The following is a 15,952-nucleotide window of genomic DNA, read 5'->3' as shown; positions in this document are numbered from 1 at the left end:
TAGCTGCCAATTAAGCGGCTCAGGCCACTTGTATGTATACCAGTTGAATTTTCTTACTTTATAAGTGCAGTTGTTAGAGCAGTACCTGGTTCCAACGCATCTGTTATAAACCATACCGTTTAGCCCTTCTGGGTTGTGGTAAGTGGCATACACAGGACATACAGGCTCACATGGAGCGTTTCCGCACTGCTGACACATCATAGGAAGATATCTGGTGGAAAATCCAGCATTATTGTCTGCTTTCTCAAAATACCTCTCAATGCGCATCCAAGACATATCTCGTCTTTGAGCACACATCTGCTTTCCTACAAATGCAATATTGTTCTCTGCATAACAAGCTGTTACACAAGAGCCGCAGCCAACGCATTTTTGAAGATCTACATTCATAGCCCAGCGGTATTTGTGATATTCCCTAGGCGGATAAAAATCAGCTTCAGGGTGGTGGTGCTCATCATGAAGATTCCCTTCTAGTAAATCGACCAGACTGACCGATTGTGCAATATCTCTGTCGTGCTGCTCTGTTGTATACTGCAACTGAACAAACTGTTCTTTTTTATTTACTTTTGCCGCGTTTACCTTTGTTGAAAGCCACGCAAACCCTCCGGAGAGTGAATCTGTAGCGAGCGGCAGAATATTTATAGGGTTAACTCCCCTGTCTTTAGCGTATCTTCCGTAACTAGTGTGCCCCTGACCTATCATGACAGATAGAGTGTCAGGCCTAGCTCCTTGATAAATGTAAACTTGAGTTTCAATAACACCTTGAGGTGATTCAATTGATAGATAATCTCCTAATTCAACTCCAAGTTTCTTGGCCGTATCAGGATGTACTTCTACCCAAGAGCTCCATACACCCGTTGTTATTGCCTCGGGCAGCTCCTGAAGCCAAGGTTTATTAGCTCCTCTTCCATCATAGAAAATGTATGATGGGTAGGCCATGAAATAAAATTCACCCTCGCCGATAAACTCGGCCTCGGGGAATTGCATGTTCGCAACTGACGGTGACAAAGAGACCTGTTTTGACGGCAAGTCTTTGTATACTCCCCCTCTTTCAAGAGCCTCTTTCCAAAAGACCTCAAAATCTCCTGATGATGCTGAATCTGAAGCCCATTTTTCCATCCAAGCATTTCTTAAATAATCGTAGAATGTCGTTTGCTCGTATCTTCCATTTAGTTCTTCAACCTGCCCGCTTACAGAAAGAATCACATCACCTGTGCCTTTTGTATTAAATACTGGGCTCATAGCTGGCTGAATTAGACCGTGCACACTCTCTCTAGGCTGGTAGTCGCCCCAACTTTCTATAGGAGTATTGTTTGGCATTATAAGATTGGCATGCTCTGTCGTTTCATCCATGAAACTTGAGAAACTTACGACAAAAGGAACTTTAGTAAGAGCATCGCCAAAATTGAGCTGGGTTGGAAGAGTGAATACCGGGTTTACGTCGTATATAAAAAGTATATCGACCTCTGCGTTCTCCATTGATTTTGCAAGTGATGATATATCTTCAAACGAACTTGCCGTTGATATTGAAAGCGTGTCGCCAAAATCAATAGTATCTCCAATGCTTCCAGCCACATAGTTAAGAATATTAATTGCAACCAATGTTTGAGTCGCATTTGTGCCGGTAACGGCTGCTCCGCCGCCAATTGCTAGACTTGGCCCTTTTGTGCCAAATTCATCTGCTAGCTGAGTAATTACATTTTGGGGAACATCGGTTATTTCTGAAACTTTATCAAGTGTATATTGTGAAAGAAGTCCGCTTAGTCCGCCGCCGCCATTTGGAGAATTACCGCTCGAAACAATCTGATTAGCAATTCCTAGAGCAAGCACAGCGTCGGTTCCTGGTTTTATAGAAATCCAATCATCAGCATTTGTAGCAGTCATAGAAGCCCTTGGTTCAATATGAACGAAGCGTCCTATGCTCTTATCTTCTAGGCTGTGCATATCGGTGAACTGTCTTGTGAATTCAGACGGCGATAGCCATGTTTCAACAAAGTCAGCTCCAAATGAAAGTAAGTATTTACTGTTTTGTATCTGATATGATGGAATTGCATCTATTCCAAAGCATATTTTGTTTGCTTCTTTTAAAGGCTCGTGCGCAAATGTCTCATACTGAATGTGCTTGCCTCCTAAGGCCTGCATCCAGTCGTCAACTAAATCGCCTAATGCACCGTTAATATTATTGGATAGAAATACTATATTTCCTGTCTTACCATTACTTCTGGCTTCTTCAATTTTTTCTGTAAGAGCCTTTTCCGCAGCTTCCCATCCTAGTGGTGTGAGCCTATCTTTATTAATGTTAGTAAGTGGTGATCTAATACGGTCAGGGTTATATAGACCTTGGAGTGAAGCTTGGCCCATTGAACAAACTGAGCCTTTGTTTATTGGGTTTTCAAGATTACCCTCAATAAATATAGCCCTGCCTTCACGATTTTTAATTTGTATTCCGCATCCAGCTGAGCATTCCCTGCACGTACTAGAATAATAATTAGGGACCCCTGGGATAATTCCTTCAGGTGGAATTACATAAGGGATAATCTGCTCAACAGGCTCTGAGCATGATGAAGCTACAGCTGCTGTTGTGCCGGCAACACCGATTATCTTTAAAAAATCCCTTCTTTTTATACCACCTTTTTTATCTTCGGACATTTCTCCTCCAATCAATAATGACAGGTCAAACAATCCCTTAAATGTGCAAGCTCATGCTCGTCTTTTGCATTTTCTTGATGACATTGGATACAGAATCCCATGTTCATTCTGTGTACTTCGTGTACCTGGTCCATGTTGGCCACATCGCCGTGACACTGAGCACACTCAAACCCGCGCTTGATGTGGCGCTTGTGAGTAAAGTGAACATAGCCGGGCTGAGAATTTACCTGCACCCATGGTATTGGCTCTTTCTTAGCCCAATATTCTCTAACTTTTGCAATTTCGTTTTTAATGTTGATTGTTTTGCCATCAAAATCGTATTCTACATCGCGGCCTAGTATGTGCTGATGGCAGCCCATGCATTTTTTTACAGAAGGTATTCCAGGGTTTGGACCTACCTCTACATAGCTGTGGCAGTACTCACATGGAATTTCATCTTCACCTGCATGAATTTTATGACTAAATGGAATTGGTTGAACTGGGCCTTTATCACTACTCTCCGCGTCGGTGTTATTATTGAAATAAAATCCAATAAGTATTACAGCCGCAAGTAGTGGAACCGAAACTATTTTGAGCCCTTTTTTCATCCGTTCAACCTTAGCAATAGAGTGTGTTTCTTAGGAAGAATTTACTCCCAAATTCTTAAAACGCACAGTATTTATATCATGCCTAAGAAATAAGTCAAATTTTAAACCGTATTTATTATATTTAGCTATGTTTTGCATAGTTAATCCGAATGATTTTCGGAGTAAAAAATCCTTAATAATGAGGCCAAATCACTCAAATGATGACAAAAATTCCTCTAATACAAAAGTGCCGCCGAGCTCTTTTGATAATGACGATGACGCGAGCTCCCTTAGGTTTCCAATCTCACCTTTTTCTACAGATACTGAACTGCTGTTTGGTAATATCCCAAGCAAATTAACCCCTGTCATACTTAAAATCAGCTCTGGGTTTGTCTGCTCAGGTATACCAGGATCCCAGGGGTAGTTGCTAATTACGATCCCGGCAATATCAAGTCCCTTTCTCTCAGCTGACTCTAATGTAAGCAGGCTATGGTTCAATGTACCAAGATTCGGTCTTGAAACCACAAGGATAGGAAGCTCCAAATCCAAAGCCAAGTCGGACATAAAATAGTCTTCTAAAATTGGAACCAAAAGCCCGCCCGCTCCCTCAACTATTACATAGTCATTTGTGGAGCTAAGCTTTTCATAAGCATCTTTTATTTTTTCAATCAGGATACGCTCGCCGGACAACATTGAAGCCACCAGCGGCGCAACAGGATCCGGGAAACTATAGGGACAGGAAACATCAATTTTATGATCGTCCCCTAAAAGCTCTTGGACAAACTCTATATCAGTGGGTCCGCTTACAATTGTTCCAGTCTGAACCGGCTTCATCACAGCTACAGAATTCCCCGCCTGCGCAAGATTCCAAGCAATCGAAGCTGTTACTATGGTCTTTCCAACCCCAGTGTCGGTGCCCGTTACAAAAATACCCTCACTCATCGTAATGAGCTATTATATTTAATTTCAACAAATCTGTAAATCCAATCTGAATAATTACTATAAACCAAGCTCTAGTGCTTTTTCCTTAACCTCGTCCGCATGAGCTGCAGCTTTTACTTTTGTCCATACGTGCTTGACCACTCCAGACTTATCGATTAAGAAAGTTGTTCGCTTAGCAGAGCCGTAATCGCTCTCAACTCCATATGCTCCGATAATCTCTTTGCTCTTATCACTTAAAAGTGGGAAATTAAGATCGTATTTATTTTTAAAGTTCTCATGAGATTTAACACTGTCAGTGCTAACACCCAAGACCTGAACTCCCATGCCTTCTAGCTCTTGCATACCATCACGCATAGAGCAGGCTTCTTTGGTGCATGTTCCTGTGTTGTCCTTGGGGTAGAAATACAATGCAACTGAACTCTTACCCATATAATCGCTTAATTTTACTTTTTCACCGCCGTATGTCTCGGCTTCAAATTCAGGGGCTTTATCCCCTACATTTGGCATATCGCTCATTATATAGTTCTCCTGTATATATGAATTTATAAAGTACAAATAATAGAATTTGAGTATAAGGAAAATTTAAGATGTGACAATAAGAAAACGAGCTATATCATACCCATGCTTTGCTGGGCCTCTTCGCTCATTTTGCTAGGGTCCCAAGGCGGGTCCCAAACGATGTCTATGTCAACATTGTCCACTTGAGATAGCTCTTCTACCATAAGCTTTGATTCGCCTGCTATTTGAGTTGAAGCAGGACACCCGGGAGCAGTCATAGTCATTGTAATGGTTACGTTAGAGCCTTCTATATCTATGCCGTAAATCAGGCCAAGGTTCACTATGTCTATAGGGATCTCAGGATCATAAACCTCGCTTAAAACTTCTAGTACTTTTTCTTCGGTTAGCGGGCCGCTCGGCTCTGTAGGTACGTTTGCTTCTTCAGCAGGCGCTGGTGGTGGTTCAGGTGCGCTTTCACTTTGAGCTATTGCTTCTTCAACTGTGTCAGCAGGCGGAGTTTGAGACTGAGTTTCGTCTTTCTTATCTGACGGATTTAACCTCTCCTCTTTTTGTTCTTTGCTTTCATTATTTAAAAGCCTGTTCAGCATATTGCCAAAACCCATATTGATGCCTCCTGAAATTTATAAATCTACAATAAGAATACATATAATATGATGCATTTAAAAGATATAAGGATCTTATGAAGGGTACAAGAAGCCCAGAACATGGGCTTCTTGTCTTTTTTGAGTGATTTACAGTGACTCTTTTACTGCAGCTATTGCTGGCTCATAGTTAGGCTCTGAAGCTACCTCTGGAACGTATTCAACATGTTTTACAACATTATCTTTGTCGACGACAAATATTGCTCTTGCAAGCAGACGGTGCTCTTTAATTAGGACTCCGTAGGCCTCGCCGAATGAAGCGTCTTTATAGTCAGACGCTGTTTTAACCTTATCGATGCCTTCAGCAGCACAGTAGCGGCCTAGTGCAAAAGGAAGGTCCATGCTGAGAGTAAGAATCTCAACGTCATCACCTAGGTTTGCGGCCTCTTCGTTGAATTTTTTTGTCTGCACATCGCACACTGGAGTGTCTACCGAAATAATAACGTTAAACACTTTCACTTTACCGTCCATATCTGAAAGTGTTATTGGTGCTCCTAGACCTTTTAATGAGCTAAAATCAGGAGCCTGATCCCCAACTTTGACCTCTGATCCGACTAATGTTAGAGGGTTTCCTTTTAATGTTACTACCCCTGTTCTTTCTTCTGCCATGATAATAATTCCTCCTGAATTATTTTTATAATTGTTTAGAACAAACCCGTCTCAATGCTATATAGAATAGCTTTTAATGTCAACATAATTTCTAGGCTCACAGTTAATTTTTTGAGTGATGTGTTTTAGTTGCCGCCCTACTCCACGATTAACTTGCCGCGGTACATACCCATCTGGCAGGCAAACTCAAACTCGCCTTTTTCCTGGGGAATAAAACTAAGCTCGTAGGGTCTATCAATTGGTAGATCAGCGCTTACATCAATACCTGAAAATAGAACTTTCTCAGAGCATGGATTAGAGTCTTTACGCAGGAAACGAAGAGTAAGCGCCTGGCCGCTTTTGGCGTAAATAACAGATGGTTCATAGACGCCGGAATCAACTATAACATCTAGTGCGCCTGAGTCTGCCCGCGCTTCGGAGCGTTTTTTGTATATCCAAAACCACCAGACTACAAAAGCGATTAATAAAAGTCCTATTAAGTTCACAATAATTCCCATTAAGGTTTAAACCACCTTAGTCTATTTGCATTAGTGACCACCGTTACGGATGAGAGAGCCATTGCAGCTCCCGCAATAATTGGGCTTAGCAATACTCCAATAAATGGATATAGAACTCCAGCCGCAATTGGTATTGCAAGAGTGTTGTAGCCAAAGGCGCCTAGCAAATTTTCCTTTATGTTTCCAAGCGTAGCTTTAGAGATTGAAACCGCGTCTGCAACCCCATTAAGCGAGCCCCGCATCAGTGTGATATCAGCGCTCTCAATTGCGACATCAGTTCCCGTTCCTATTGCAAAACCCACATCTGCTCCGGCTAGAGCCGGTGCATCGTTTATCCCGTCCCCAACCATGGCCACTTTCTCGCCCATTTGCTGAAGCTTGATAATCTCGTTTGCCTTATCTTGAGGTAGCACCTCGGCAATAAAATCATCAACCCCAACTAAGCTTGCCACTGCCCCCGCTGTTGCTCTGTTATCACCGGTTAGCATCACAACCTTGATACCTTTTTCTTGAAGCCTGTTAATTGCGTCTTTTGAATCAGATTTTATAGGGTCTGAAATTCCAATGAGCCCTAAAGGCTCTTGGTCTAATGATACAAAGATCACAGTTTGGCCTAGCTTTGATAACTCCTCTGAGCGTCCTAATAGCTCTCCTAGATTTACTCCGCTATCTTTCATAAGTTTTGAGTTGCCCAATAAAACTGTCTTATTTTGATAATTTGCCTTAACACCGTGACCCGAAATTGCTTCAAAGGATCCTATTTCAGGGAGCTCCAGATTTTTTTCCTTTGATGCTTCAATTACCGCTTCTGCCAGCGGGTGTTCTGAGTTCTGCTCGACACTTGCGGCAATTTTAATAAGCTCTTCCTCTGACGTTCCATCTTTGGGTTCAAGCGCGGTCACTACTGGCTTTCCTTCAGTAATAGTTCCGGTTTTATCTAGAACAACTGTAGTAAGCTGCCCAGCTGTTTGAAGCGCGTCCCCTTTTCTGATGAGAACGCCATATTCCGCTGCTTTGCCGACACCGACCATAACTGATATTGGAGTTGCAAGCCCAAGAGCGCAAGGACATGCAATTATAAGCACTGCCACTGTTGTAACCAGCATGTAGGTCAATTTTGGGTCAGGTCCGAAGTTAAACCATGCTAGCATAGTTAGCACTGCAATTATCAAAACGGTGGGAACGAATATGGATGAAACTTTATCAGCCAGTCTGCCGATAGCGGGTTTAGTATTTTGCGCTTTTCTTACCATATCGATAATTTGAGATAGCGCGGTGTCTTTTCCTATGCGTATTGCCTTAAACATAAAGCTTCCGGACTTATTAACAGATCCGCCGACAATTTCATCACCCACTTTTTTTGATACTGGTACTGGCTCGCCTGTAAGCATAGATTCATCAACATGTGATGATCCCTGAGTGATCTCTCCGTCTACAGGAATTTTTTCACCAGGCCGAACGCGCACTATATCGCCTTGTATAACTTCTTCAATAGGAATATCAATCTCTTCACCTTCTCTGACTACTCTGGCAGTTTTAGGCTGAAGCCCGATCAATCGCTTAATTGCCTCCGAGGTTTTGCCCCTTGCTCTCATCTCAAGAGCTGAGCCCAAGTTTATAAAAGCTATAATTATTGTTGCCGTGTCAAAATAGACATGCCTTGCAACTTCAGACAAGCCACCTGGGAAAAGCACAACAAATGTTGAGTACGTCCACGCAACCCCGGTTCCTATTGCAATAAGGGTGTCCATGTTGGCACTGTGGTTCTTAAAAGATTTAAGTGCGCCAGTGAAAAACCTTCCGCCAGCATATGAAAGCACAAAAAGGGATAGAATCGACATTATGCCATAAACAACCCGCCCGCTAGCTGAGCTTATATCCGGAAGTATTCCTGCAAGCATTGCAGCCAGTATAGATAAACCAACAACTGCAGCAATAACTGTTTTCTTAAGAAGGTCTCTGTAGTGAAGCAGCTCTTGGTTTTCTCTCTTAGAATCCGAAGCATCATCCGCCATAGATGCTGTGTAGCCTATGTCTCCTATTGTCTGAATCAACAAATCTTCTGAAGCAGCACCTGTAATCGAGGCCGTTTTATCTGCGAAGTTTACTGCTACGTCGTCTACACCGGGAGTGGATTTAAGAGCCGATTCAATCTTATCAACACAGCTTGCACAGCTCATATCTGAGACATAAAGACGCTTTGAATTTTGTGGAGTGTTGGTCATAGGGCTCGCCTTTGTTACAACTCTAAATATACATGCAATACCATCAGAATTTAATCTATAAATTCTCCATCTACTTATAAAAAAGCTTGTTTCGCGCAAAACTTAAGTTATAGTGGACTTATATTGTTATTTTCCATTATATGAATATATATCGTTTTGCGGCAGTAAAATAAAAAACTGATTGAAAATATATAAAAGATAGGTAGTATATATAATATGGCAACAAGAAAAAGCGCAAACGCAAAAAAAGAAACTTTGGACAAGGCAATCTATGTCAAAGCATCACAGGAATTCGTGGATATGTTAAATGAGTCCCAGTGGCATCTGAGAATGAAACCCGCTCAAATTGTAAGAGAAGCTGTAGTAGAATACCTAAGAAGACATCTTCCTAAAGACGCTAAAAGCAAAGTTCTAAAAGACAAAAAGTAAGATAGAGCTCCATTTCCAAAATAGCCCTCATATCAGACCCAGTTGCAAGCTTTAGGGTCTAATAAAACGTTGTTTGTTATCTAAACCCTTCTTGGTTAGATTTTACCTATTAATTTGAAATTTAGAGAAAGAAATGGGATCAAAAGCTGTATTTCTGGATAGAGACAAAACAATCGTTCTGCCAAATGGCGGAGACCACTATATTTATAGATCAGAAGACTTTTATATTCCAGATACTTTTGTCCGGTCATTAAAATCATTAACAGACAATGACTACCTTTTGTTTGTAATAACCAATCAGGGAAGGATAGCCAAGGGGCATCTAACTGAGCAGGATGTTGAAGAACTGCACCAAACCCTTGACCAGATATTAAGAGACGGCGGAGTGCATATCGCAGAGTATGAGTATTGCCCGCACAATCCCAGAGGTTCGATCTACCCCTACAACATAGTTTGCGATTGTAGAAAACCCAAAACCGGCATGATCGACAACATAAAAGAATCCTATGAGATCGAAACACCCGATTCTTGGATGATCGGAGATTCCTATATCGATATGATAGCTGGAAAAAAAGCAGGTCTAAAAACCATACAAGTAATGACGGGCTCTGAGAATTATTCCGATTATGCTGATTACGTTGAGCCGGACCTTGTTAAGGCTGCCAAAAGAATACTAGAAGAAAAGTAATATCACCCCTTAATATCTCAAGAAAAAATACCCTTTAAAACAGATTTTGAGTGATTATATTCAGACCATAGGTAAAAATAAGATTACGGAGATAAAATGACTAAAGAAAACGGTTTCACGGCAATTCAGACTACGGAGGGTTTTCATGTTGTTAGTCATGAGGGCTCAAAAGAGTTTGATATTTCTATGAACGATATAAACGAATTTGCAAACAAGTATGCTCAAGAAACAATGCAAGGTAAGATGCCGGAGCTCTCTGAGAGGGAAGAAATTATTTTCTCTATTTGGGAGATGGTTCTAATTCCGGACAATACTATTCATTAACTAATTTCTTCCGGCATATCGGCATGCAGCTGCAGTGAGTTTTCCGCCCAAGGAGGATTCATTGTAGTCCTCATGCTTTCTTTCCTCCATTTTGCCCATAAGTTTACCCTCAACATCATAATACTCTTCTGCTAATACAAATAATTTTCTATCACGGCAATCAACTTCCCATAAACCAATCTGCCTTATATATTTTTGCTCGGTTCCGCTAATTGGCGCATAATATCTTATCCAGAATTTTCTGATATCGCCTTCTATAGACATATCATCTAGATCTATAAAAACCTGTACATATTCTCCCTTGTCGTCTCTAATGTCGCCTACATACTTCCAGCCATCATCAGAGCTCTCATCACTACCCCCACAAGAAGACAGGGCCAAAAAGAATACAGCAGCTAATAAGAATAGTATTATTGTGGAAAAATGTATTTTTTTTAGACTAAGCATTTACCTACCTCTCAAATCGCTAAGATAACCATATGGGATATTATTTCAAATTATACTATTATAAACAAAATACTCATCAATGAACTTTCTAAATTTACTTTCTCGATATTTCTATTGGGAGATATTTCTTTGTTTCCTCAACAACTACTTTAGATAAACCCAAGAGTCCTATCAAGTTCGGAAATGCCATAAGCCCGTTCATCACATCAGCAAAGGTCCAAACCAGATCTAGCTTTACGACTGCGCCCACAAAAACAACTCCGGTAAATAATACTCGATAGGGCATCACGGCCCTTTCCTTAAATATATACTCGATTGCTTTCTCGCCGTAATAACTCCAGCCTAAAAGCGTAGAGTAAGCGAAGAAAGCAAGACTAATTGCAACAATATTTGCCCCTATTGGAATCCCGCTCTCAAACGCTTTAGCCGAAAGTCCGGCTCCTGTATCTCCTTGAGACCAAAGCCCGCTGCAAATAATTACGAGCGCGGTAAAAGTACAAACAATTACAGTATCTATGAAAGTCTGAGTCATAGACACAAGACCTTGTCCGACTGGGTTTTTGGTCTTGGCGGCAGCGGCTGCAATAGGTGAGCTTCCCAAACCCGATTCGTTTGAGAATATTCCTCTTGCAACTCCCATCCTTACAGTCTGACTTATTGTTGCGCCTAGAAAACCTCCAGCTGCGGCAGTGGGGTTAAAGGCATGATAGAAAATTAAGTAAAAAGCGTTTGGAATATTTTTCCAATATACTGCTAATACACAAATAGCACCTAACATATATAAAAGAATCATAAGCGGAACTATCAAGCTAGTAGCCCTTGCAATGCTCTTAATACCGCCCACTATTACAAGACCTGTGGCAACGCAAAGTACCAGGCCAGTTATCCAAAACGGAACCCCAAATGCCTCGCCAAGTGCATCTGCAACAGAGTTTGACTGAACCATGTTTCCTATTCCGAATGCTGCGAGTGAGGCAAAAATTGCAAACAGTGTACCGAGCCATTTGATGCCTAGGCCATTTGAGATGTAGTACATAGGCCCACCGCTCATTGTGCCAAACTTATCGACTTCCCTGTACTTAACCGCAAGCACTGCCTCTGAGTATTTTGTTGCCATACCCAAAAGACCAGTGATCCACATCCAAAACACAGCGCCCGGCCCGCCCACTGCAATTGCAGTTGCAACACCGGCTATATTTCCTACTCCAACGGTTGCGGAAAGAGCTGTCATTAAAGCCTGAAACTGAGAAATATCCCCCTTTGCTTCGCCGTCTTCCTTTCGTTTAATTAGAGCTAAATAAAGTGCTGGTACAAGAGCGCGAAATTGAATTCCCCTCAGCAATATAGTCAGATATACGCCTGTTCCTAAGAGCAGAACAATTAAAGGAAGGCCCCAGACGAGCCCGCTAAAGTTTGTAAGTATCTCTGTAATAAATGTCTGCATGAATTTATACTGTTTAAATGAGGAGCTTAGTCAGTAAACTTATCATAATAAACTAAACAAAGTAAAGTGGGATTGAGAGTAATAATTGGGTTGTGATTTTATTGCAAAAAAAACACCCCCCATGTACAATTAATTATCACACTTCATACATAATAGATTAACACGGAGGCTTGAACTAATAATGACGACACATAATCCATTCGTAGTACTAAAAGAAGAAATGGATAATTTAGTAGTAGGCCATGAGGAAGTAAAACTAGCGCTGCTGCTTGGTATTATCTCAAGAGAACACATCTATGTGGAGGGACCTCCGGGAACAGCTAAAACTATGTTGTCTGAAATAGTTTCAGCTGCGGCAAGTCTTAAGTTCTTTTTCTACCAACTACACAGAGATACCAGACTATCAGAGCTGATAGGAGATCTTGTTATTTCTAAAGAAACATCTGACAGCGGTGAGATAATTAAACAAAAAGTCGTAAAGGGCGGAATACTTACTTCTGAGATATGTCTTTTAGATGATATATCAAGGGCACCGGGAGAATCACTAAACGTATTACTTAGAATATTAAACGAAAGAAAATTTTTCAACGAAGGGATTCCACTACTCACTGCAATTGCAACAAGTAACCCAACTGCTGATGAGTATTATAACGAGCCTCTTGATCCTGCAAACTTAGACAGGTTTGTTCTGCAGATTAACTCTCAAGGACTGTCATACGGCAGAAAATGGGATGAGGCAAAACAAGTTATAAAGCTATACAGCGAGAGAACTAGTGACTATGATGTTCCTGCCAGGGTTTCAAGAGAAGTGTTTGATGAATATTTCGATAAGCTATCGGAAGTAGAAATACCTCTAGCAGTCCAAGAAGCTCTTGCTAAATTCGTTGCAACACTTATTGAGGACTATGGATGTAACGAGTCTAATTCGCTAATATCTGATAGAACATTCTTTGTTAAAGCACTTAAGATAATGCGTGCTCACGCTCTTTTAAACGATAGAGAGGCTTGCACGGTTGAAGATTTAAATGCACTTAAATTTATGACTGCTTTTAGGATCCCTGAGGAAGTTTTCCAGCAGCTTGATCAGATCCTTGATGATCTCACGTCTAAAAAAAAAAAGACGGGGACAGACCGAATGAGCTAGAGCGTCAGGAAGAACAAGAGTCTGAGTTTGAGCAAGACAATCAGGCCGAAGACGACAACGATCACGGCGAGGTTTTTGACGAGGAAGGCGAGAAAGAATCAGATGAGCAGGACGAGCTTTCCGAAGCAAGGAAAACCTTTTTCCAAGCCCTTAAAGAACTAAAAGACAATATAGAGAAAGAAAATCAGATGGCTCCGCCTGATGAACAAAATATTCCTTCAGACCCTGATGGCCAGCTGAGCGATGACGGCGGGGACGATGAGAATAGAGAACCCCCTCAATCTAATAAAGTTTTTGCAAGCAAATCCCCGGATCCAGGTGATGAAGACGATTACTGGATCGGAGGGAAGAAAAATACTGATACCGCTGATAACGTAAGAATTATCATGAAAGTCCTTGAGGGGAACTTCCAGAGAAGCATAGCCCTTAGAGCACCACACCCCGGCGGTATGCCAAGAACCTACAAGCGTATGAACCACTTTGATGAGATGGATGATATAGATCCGTTTGAGGCCACAATCTGGACCGAGAATACAACTCCTACCCTCCCCAGAGTACACAAGAGAGAAAAAGAGATGATGGGCGGGGAGATTGCTATTCTAAGAGACGTCAGCACCTCTATGATGGGGGTTTACAGCGAGTGGTCATCCTCAGTTGTAAGAGGCGTAGTAGAGCTTGCAAGGTCAAAGAGAATGAGGGTCGGATATGTGGAATTTAACCACCGCTCTTATAAATATAAAAGAAACGCCAAGTTCTTCACAAGAGACTATAGCTGGATGCTGGATCTCGCATCGAAAACAGAGTGCTCAGGCAACACAAATTACGAAGACGCACTTAAAGATGCGCTCACAGAATTCAGAGGCAGAGGGCTTAGAAACAAGCACATACTATTTATCACTGACGGTATACCGACTTCCGGAGACTGTGACGTAATTGAAGAAAGGCTTCGTGCTAAGAAACTCGGCGTGTGCATCCACTCAATCTTTATCGGATCTAAGAACTACCCAAGGATTCTTGAGAAAATCTCACGAGAGACCAGCGGCACGCAGTTCATAGCCACCAGAAGAAAAAATGGCATTATCAGGATTGAGAGAGAAGATAAGAAAATGCCTCAGGTGGTTTCTGAAGATTCAAGACTTGATCCATTTAGCGAAGTCTTTGCATAGTTACCGCTGATATTTATTGACCGCATTTTGATGTTCTCTGTAATTGTTTGAAAAATGATGGGTTCCGTCACCTTTTGAGACAAAGTAGAGATACTTCACATCTGCCGGCTCAAAAACTGCAATTATAGAGTCTTTGCCTGGATTCGCAATCGGACCAGGAGGAAGACCTTTTATCATATAGGTGTTATATTGAGTTAATTCTCTTAAATGGCGCCTTTTAATATTGCCTTTAAATCGCTCACCCATTCCGTAAATCACAGTAGGGTCGCTGTCCAGCTTCATTCCTATTCTAAGCCGGTTTTGAAACACAGCAGAAATTATAGGACGCTCAAATGCGGCTCCGGTTTCTTTTTCAATTATAGAGGCGAGAATAATAATTTCTTGATCACTTAACTTATGTTTATCCCTAAGCTCTTTTAAAGGCTGAAAAACAGCATCAAACCTCTCAACCATAAGGACAATTAATTCTTTTGCAGTGGGTGATTTGGAATAAGAATAAGTCTCAGGGAAAAGGTAGCCCTCAAAACTCTTTGCATTTGGCCCAAGCAGTTCTGCGATGAGCTCCTTGTTCTGAGTTTCAGTGATAAAGTCTTTTTCATCCAACACCCCTTTATCATCAAGTAGTCTTGCAATCTCTTTTACCGTAAGCCCTTCGGGAATAGTTACTTGGTATAGCAGCACATCTCCGCTCACTATCTGGCTTGCAACTTCAGATAAAGTGGCGCCCTTTTTAAATTCATACTCCCCAGCTTTTAGTTGGTCCTGCCAGCCTTCTTTCATTACATACAAAATGAACAATTTGTCATTAACAACTACGCCGTTTTCCATAAGGGTATTAGATATGCTCTTTAGTCCAGATCCCTTTGGAATAGAAACAATAACGTCCTCTTTTACAGATGGTTTAGTATAAATATAGTTTGTAAGCGCAAGGTATGATGCTCCCACAAGGATTATAATGACAACTATAACTAAGAGGTATATTAGTAATTTAGACTTCATGGCTAGCTGTAAAACCTTTTAATCAACAATAACTACTAGATCGTCTCTATGTATTACTTCATCGCTATATTTATAGCCCAATATGTTTTCAATATCTGTGGTTTTAGAGCCCATAATCTTGACTATTTCTGCAGAGCTATACGAAGTAAGTCCCCTTGCTATAAGAGTTCCGCTCTCATCTATACAGGCAACAGATTCTCCTACTCCGAAGCTGCCCTTAACTTCTTTAATCCCTGAGGGCAAAAGGCTTTTGCCTGAGGCGGTCAGCGCTTTTGCAGCGCCGCTGTCAATCACTATTTCTCCGCTAGATTTAAGAGTAAAAGCAATCCAGTGTTTCCTTCCGCTTAAACTCTGCTCAGAAGGAAGAAAAAGTGTTCCTACTTCTTCGCCGGAAAATATCTGCTCAAGCGTCTCACCGTTGTTTCCGTTTGCAATAATTGTTGGAACCCCATATGCCGCAGCTTTTTTTGCAGCTTCAATCTTTGTCTTCATGCCGCCAATTGTGGTCGAGCCCACCGTATCCCCCGCGGTGTTTTCGATTTCTTTGCCAATGCGGTCAATGAGCGATATTAGCTCGGCATCCTGATTGGCCCGTGGGTCTTTATTATAAAGCCCTTCAATATCGGTGAGCATAATGAGTAGATCTGCTTCTATAAGTGATGTTAT

17 protein-coding genes are annotated in these 15,952 nt (G+C 41.5%); 5 read left to right on the top strand and 12 right to left on the bottom strand.

Features of this window, described 5'->3' with window-relative positions:
- The 8 genes from AAF462_02910 to AAF462_02875 form a co-directional block, all read right to left on the bottom strand.
- Positions 1–2,646: molybdopterin-dependent oxidoreductase (locus AAF462_02910; protein ID MEM7008062.1), on the bottom strand; the 2,646-nt coding region annotated here is incomplete at its 3' end.
- A gap of 11 nt (positions 2,647–2,657) precedes the next feature.
- Positions 2,658–3,233, bottom strand: coding sequence for a cytochrome c3 family protein (locus tag AAF462_02905; protein MEM7008061.1), 576 nt, complete (start codon positions 3,231–3,233; stop codon positions 2,658–2,660).
- A gap of 189 nt (positions 3,234–3,422) precedes the next feature.
- Positions 3,423–4,154 carry a dethiobiotin synthase gene (bioD, locus tag AAF462_02900; protein ID MEM7008060.1) on the bottom strand — a complete coding sequence of 244 codons (732 nt, stop codon included), beginning with the start codon at positions 4,152–4,154 and terminating at the stop codon, positions 3,423–3,425.
- 57 nt (positions 4,155–4,211) lie between these two features.
- Positions 4,212–4,670: a peroxiredoxin gene (locus AAF462_02895; protein ID MEM7008059.1), complete on the bottom strand. Its 459-nt coding sequence runs from the start codon at positions 4,668–4,670 to the stop codon at positions 4,212–4,214.
- Positions 4,671–4,762: 92 nt separating this feature from the next.
- Positions 4,763–5,275 carry a metal-sulfur cluster assembly factor gene (locus AAF462_02890; protein MEM7008058.1) on the bottom strand — a complete coding sequence of 171 codons (513 nt, stop codon included), beginning with the start codon at positions 5,273–5,275 and terminating at the stop codon, positions 4,763–4,765.
- 129 nt (positions 5,276–5,404) lie between these two features.
- Positions 5,405–5,923, bottom strand: a complete 519-nt coding sequence (tpx, locus tag AAF462_02885) for a thiol peroxidase (protein MEM7008057.1) — start codon at positions 5,921–5,923, stop codon at positions 5,405–5,407.
- Between the two features lie 137 nt (positions 5,924–6,060).
- Positions 6,061–6,420 (bottom strand): cupredoxin domain-containing protein, encoded by a 360-nt coding sequence (locus AAF462_02880; protein ID MEM7008056.1) that lies wholly within the window; start codon positions 6,418–6,420, stop codon positions 6,061–6,063.
- Entirely contained in the window at positions 6,420–8,645 is a 2,226-nt protein-coding gene (locus tag AAF462_02875) for a heavy metal translocating P-type ATPase (protein MEM7008055.1), read from the bottom strand. The genes AAF462_02880 and AAF462_02875 overlap by 1 nt, the downstream gene beginning before the upstream one ends.
- 216 nt (positions 8,646–8,861) lie before the next feature.
- Here AAF462_02875 and AAF462_02870 point away from each other — a divergent pair, with 216 nt between their 5' ends.
- The 3 genes from AAF462_02870 to AAF462_02860 all read left to right on the top strand — a co-directional run bounded on the left by AAF462_02870 (position 8,862) and on the right by AAF462_02860 (position 10,086).
- Complete coding sequence (locus tag AAF462_02870) at positions 8,862–9,074, top strand: hypothetical protein (GenBank protein ID MEM7008054.1); 213 nt, start codon at positions 8,862–8,864, stop codon at positions 9,072–9,074.
- Between the two features lie 133 nt (positions 9,075–9,207).
- Positions 9,208–9,762 carry an HAD-IIIA family hydrolase gene (locus tag AAF462_02865; GenBank protein ID MEM7008053.1) on the top strand — a complete coding sequence of 185 codons (555 nt, stop codon included), beginning with the start codon at positions 9,208–9,210 and terminating at the stop codon, positions 9,760–9,762.
- Between the two features lie 96 nt (positions 9,763–9,858).
- The gene (locus AAF462_02860; protein ID MEM7008052.1) at positions 9,859–10,086 is read left to right on the top strand and encodes a hypothetical protein; all 228 of its coding nucleotides are present in this window, start codon (positions 9,859–9,861) and stop codon (positions 10,084–10,086) included.
- On the opposite strand, the gene AAF462_02855 is transcribed toward AAF462_02860, so the two are convergent.
- Positions 10,087–10,533: a surface-adhesin E family protein gene (locus AAF462_02855; GenBank protein ID MEM7008051.1), complete on the bottom strand. Its 447-nt coding sequence runs from the start codon at positions 10,531–10,533 to the stop codon at positions 10,087–10,089.
- A gap of 94 nt (positions 10,534–10,627) precedes the next feature.
- The gene (locus AAF462_02850; protein ID MEM7008050.1) at positions 10,628–11,977 is read right to left on the bottom strand and encodes a sodium:alanine symporter family protein; all 1,350 of its coding nucleotides are present in this window, start codon (positions 11,975–11,977) and stop codon (positions 10,628–10,630) included.
- Between the two features lie 181 nt (positions 11,978–12,158).
- Between AAF462_02850 and AAF462_02845 the strand changes: the two genes are divergently transcribed.
- Positions 12,159–13,121 carry a MoxR family ATPase gene (locus tag AAF462_02845; GenBank protein ID MEM7008049.1) on the top strand — a complete coding sequence of 321 codons (963 nt, stop codon included), beginning with the start codon at positions 12,159–12,161 and terminating at the stop codon, positions 13,119–13,121.
- A gap of 188 nt (positions 13,122–13,309) precedes the next feature.
- Complete coding sequence (locus AAF462_02840) at positions 13,310–14,287, top strand: vWA domain-containing protein (GenBank protein ID MEM7008048.1); 978 nt, start codon at positions 13,310–13,312, stop codon at positions 14,285–14,287.
- Here the strand turns inward: AAF462_02840 and mltG are convergent, their stop codons facing one another.
- Together mltG and proB are read right to left on the bottom strand one after the other, a co-directional pair.
- Positions 14,288–15,286: an endolytic transglycosylase MltG gene (mltG, locus tag AAF462_02835; protein ID MEM7008047.1), complete on the bottom strand. Its 999-nt coding sequence runs from the start codon at positions 15,284–15,286 to the stop codon at positions 14,288–14,290. It lies immediately after the preceding gene.
- A gap of 18 nt (positions 15,287–15,304) precedes the next feature.
- On the bottom strand, positions 15,305–15,952 hold a 648-nt coding region (gene proB, locus AAF462_02830), incomplete at its 5' end, for a glutamate 5-kinase (protein MEM7008046.1).

Source organism: Thermodesulfobacteriota bacterium (assembly GCA_039028315.1).
GTDB lineage: Bacteria > Desulfobacterota_D > UBA1144 > Nemesobacterales > UBA2774 > CR02bin9.
Note: the sequence above shows the minus strand (reverse complement) of the source record. Positions and strands in the feature narration are given on the sequence as shown.

What these genes read in the sequence shown, in the direction of transcription:
- AAF462_02905 (MEM7008061.1), bottom strand. Translation starts at nt 3,233, where the DNA reads ATGAAAAAAGGGCTCAAAATAGTTTCGGTTCCACTACTTGCGGCTGTA.
- bioD (MEM7008060.1), bottom strand. Translation starts at nt 4,154, where the DNA reads ATGAGTGAGGGTATTTTTGTAACGGGCACCGACACTGGGGTTGGAAAG.
- AAF462_02895 (MEM7008059.1), bottom strand. Translation starts at nt 4,670, where the DNA reads ATGAGCGATATGCCAAATGTAGGGGATAAAGCCCCTGAATTTGAAGCC.
- AAF462_02890 (MEM7008058.1), bottom strand. Translation starts at nt 5,275, where the DNA reads ATGGGTTTTGGCAATATGCTGAACAGGCTTTTAAATAATGAAAGCAAA.
- tpx (MEM7008057.1), bottom strand. Translation starts at nt 5,923, where the DNA reads ATGGCAGAAGAAAGAACAGGGGTAGTAACATTAAAAGGAAACCCTCTA.
- AAF462_02880 (MEM7008056.1), bottom strand. Translation starts at nt 6,420, where the DNA reads ATGGGAATTATTGTGAACTTAATAGGACTTTTATTAATCGCTTTTGTA.
- AAF462_02875 (MEM7008055.1), bottom strand. Translation starts at nt 8,645, where the DNA reads ATGACCAACACTCCACAAAATTCAAAGCGTCTTTATGTCTCAGATATG.
- AAF462_02870 (MEM7008054.1), top strand. Translation starts at nt 8,862, where the DNA reads ATGGCAACAAGAAAAAGCGCAAACGCAAAAAAAGAAACTTTGGACAAG.
- AAF462_02865 (MEM7008053.1), top strand. Translation starts at nt 9,208, where the DNA reads ATGGGATCAAAAGCTGTATTTCTGGATAGAGACAAAACAATCGTTCTG.
- AAF462_02860 (MEM7008052.1), top strand. Translation starts at nt 9,859, where the DNA reads ATGACTAAAGAAAACGGTTTCACGGCAATTCAGACTACGGAGGGTTTT.
- AAF462_02855 (MEM7008051.1), bottom strand. Translation starts at nt 10,533, where the DNA reads ATGCTTAGTCTAAAAAAAATACATTTTTCCACAATAATACTATTCTTA.
- AAF462_02850 (MEM7008050.1), bottom strand. Translation starts at nt 11,977, where the DNA reads ATGCAGACATTTATTACAGAGATACTTACAAACTTTAGCGGGCTCGTC.
- AAF462_02845 (MEM7008049.1), top strand. Translation starts at nt 12,159, where the DNA reads ATGACGACACATAATCCATTCGTAGTACTAAAAGAAGAAATGGATAAT.
- AAF462_02840 (MEM7008048.1), top strand. Translation starts at nt 13,310, where the DNA reads ATGGCTCCGCCTGATGAACAAAATATTCCTTCAGACCCTGATGGCCAG.
- mltG (MEM7008047.1), bottom strand. Translation starts at nt 15,286, where the DNA reads ATGAAGTCTAAATTACTAATATACCTCTTAGTTATAGTTGTCATTATA.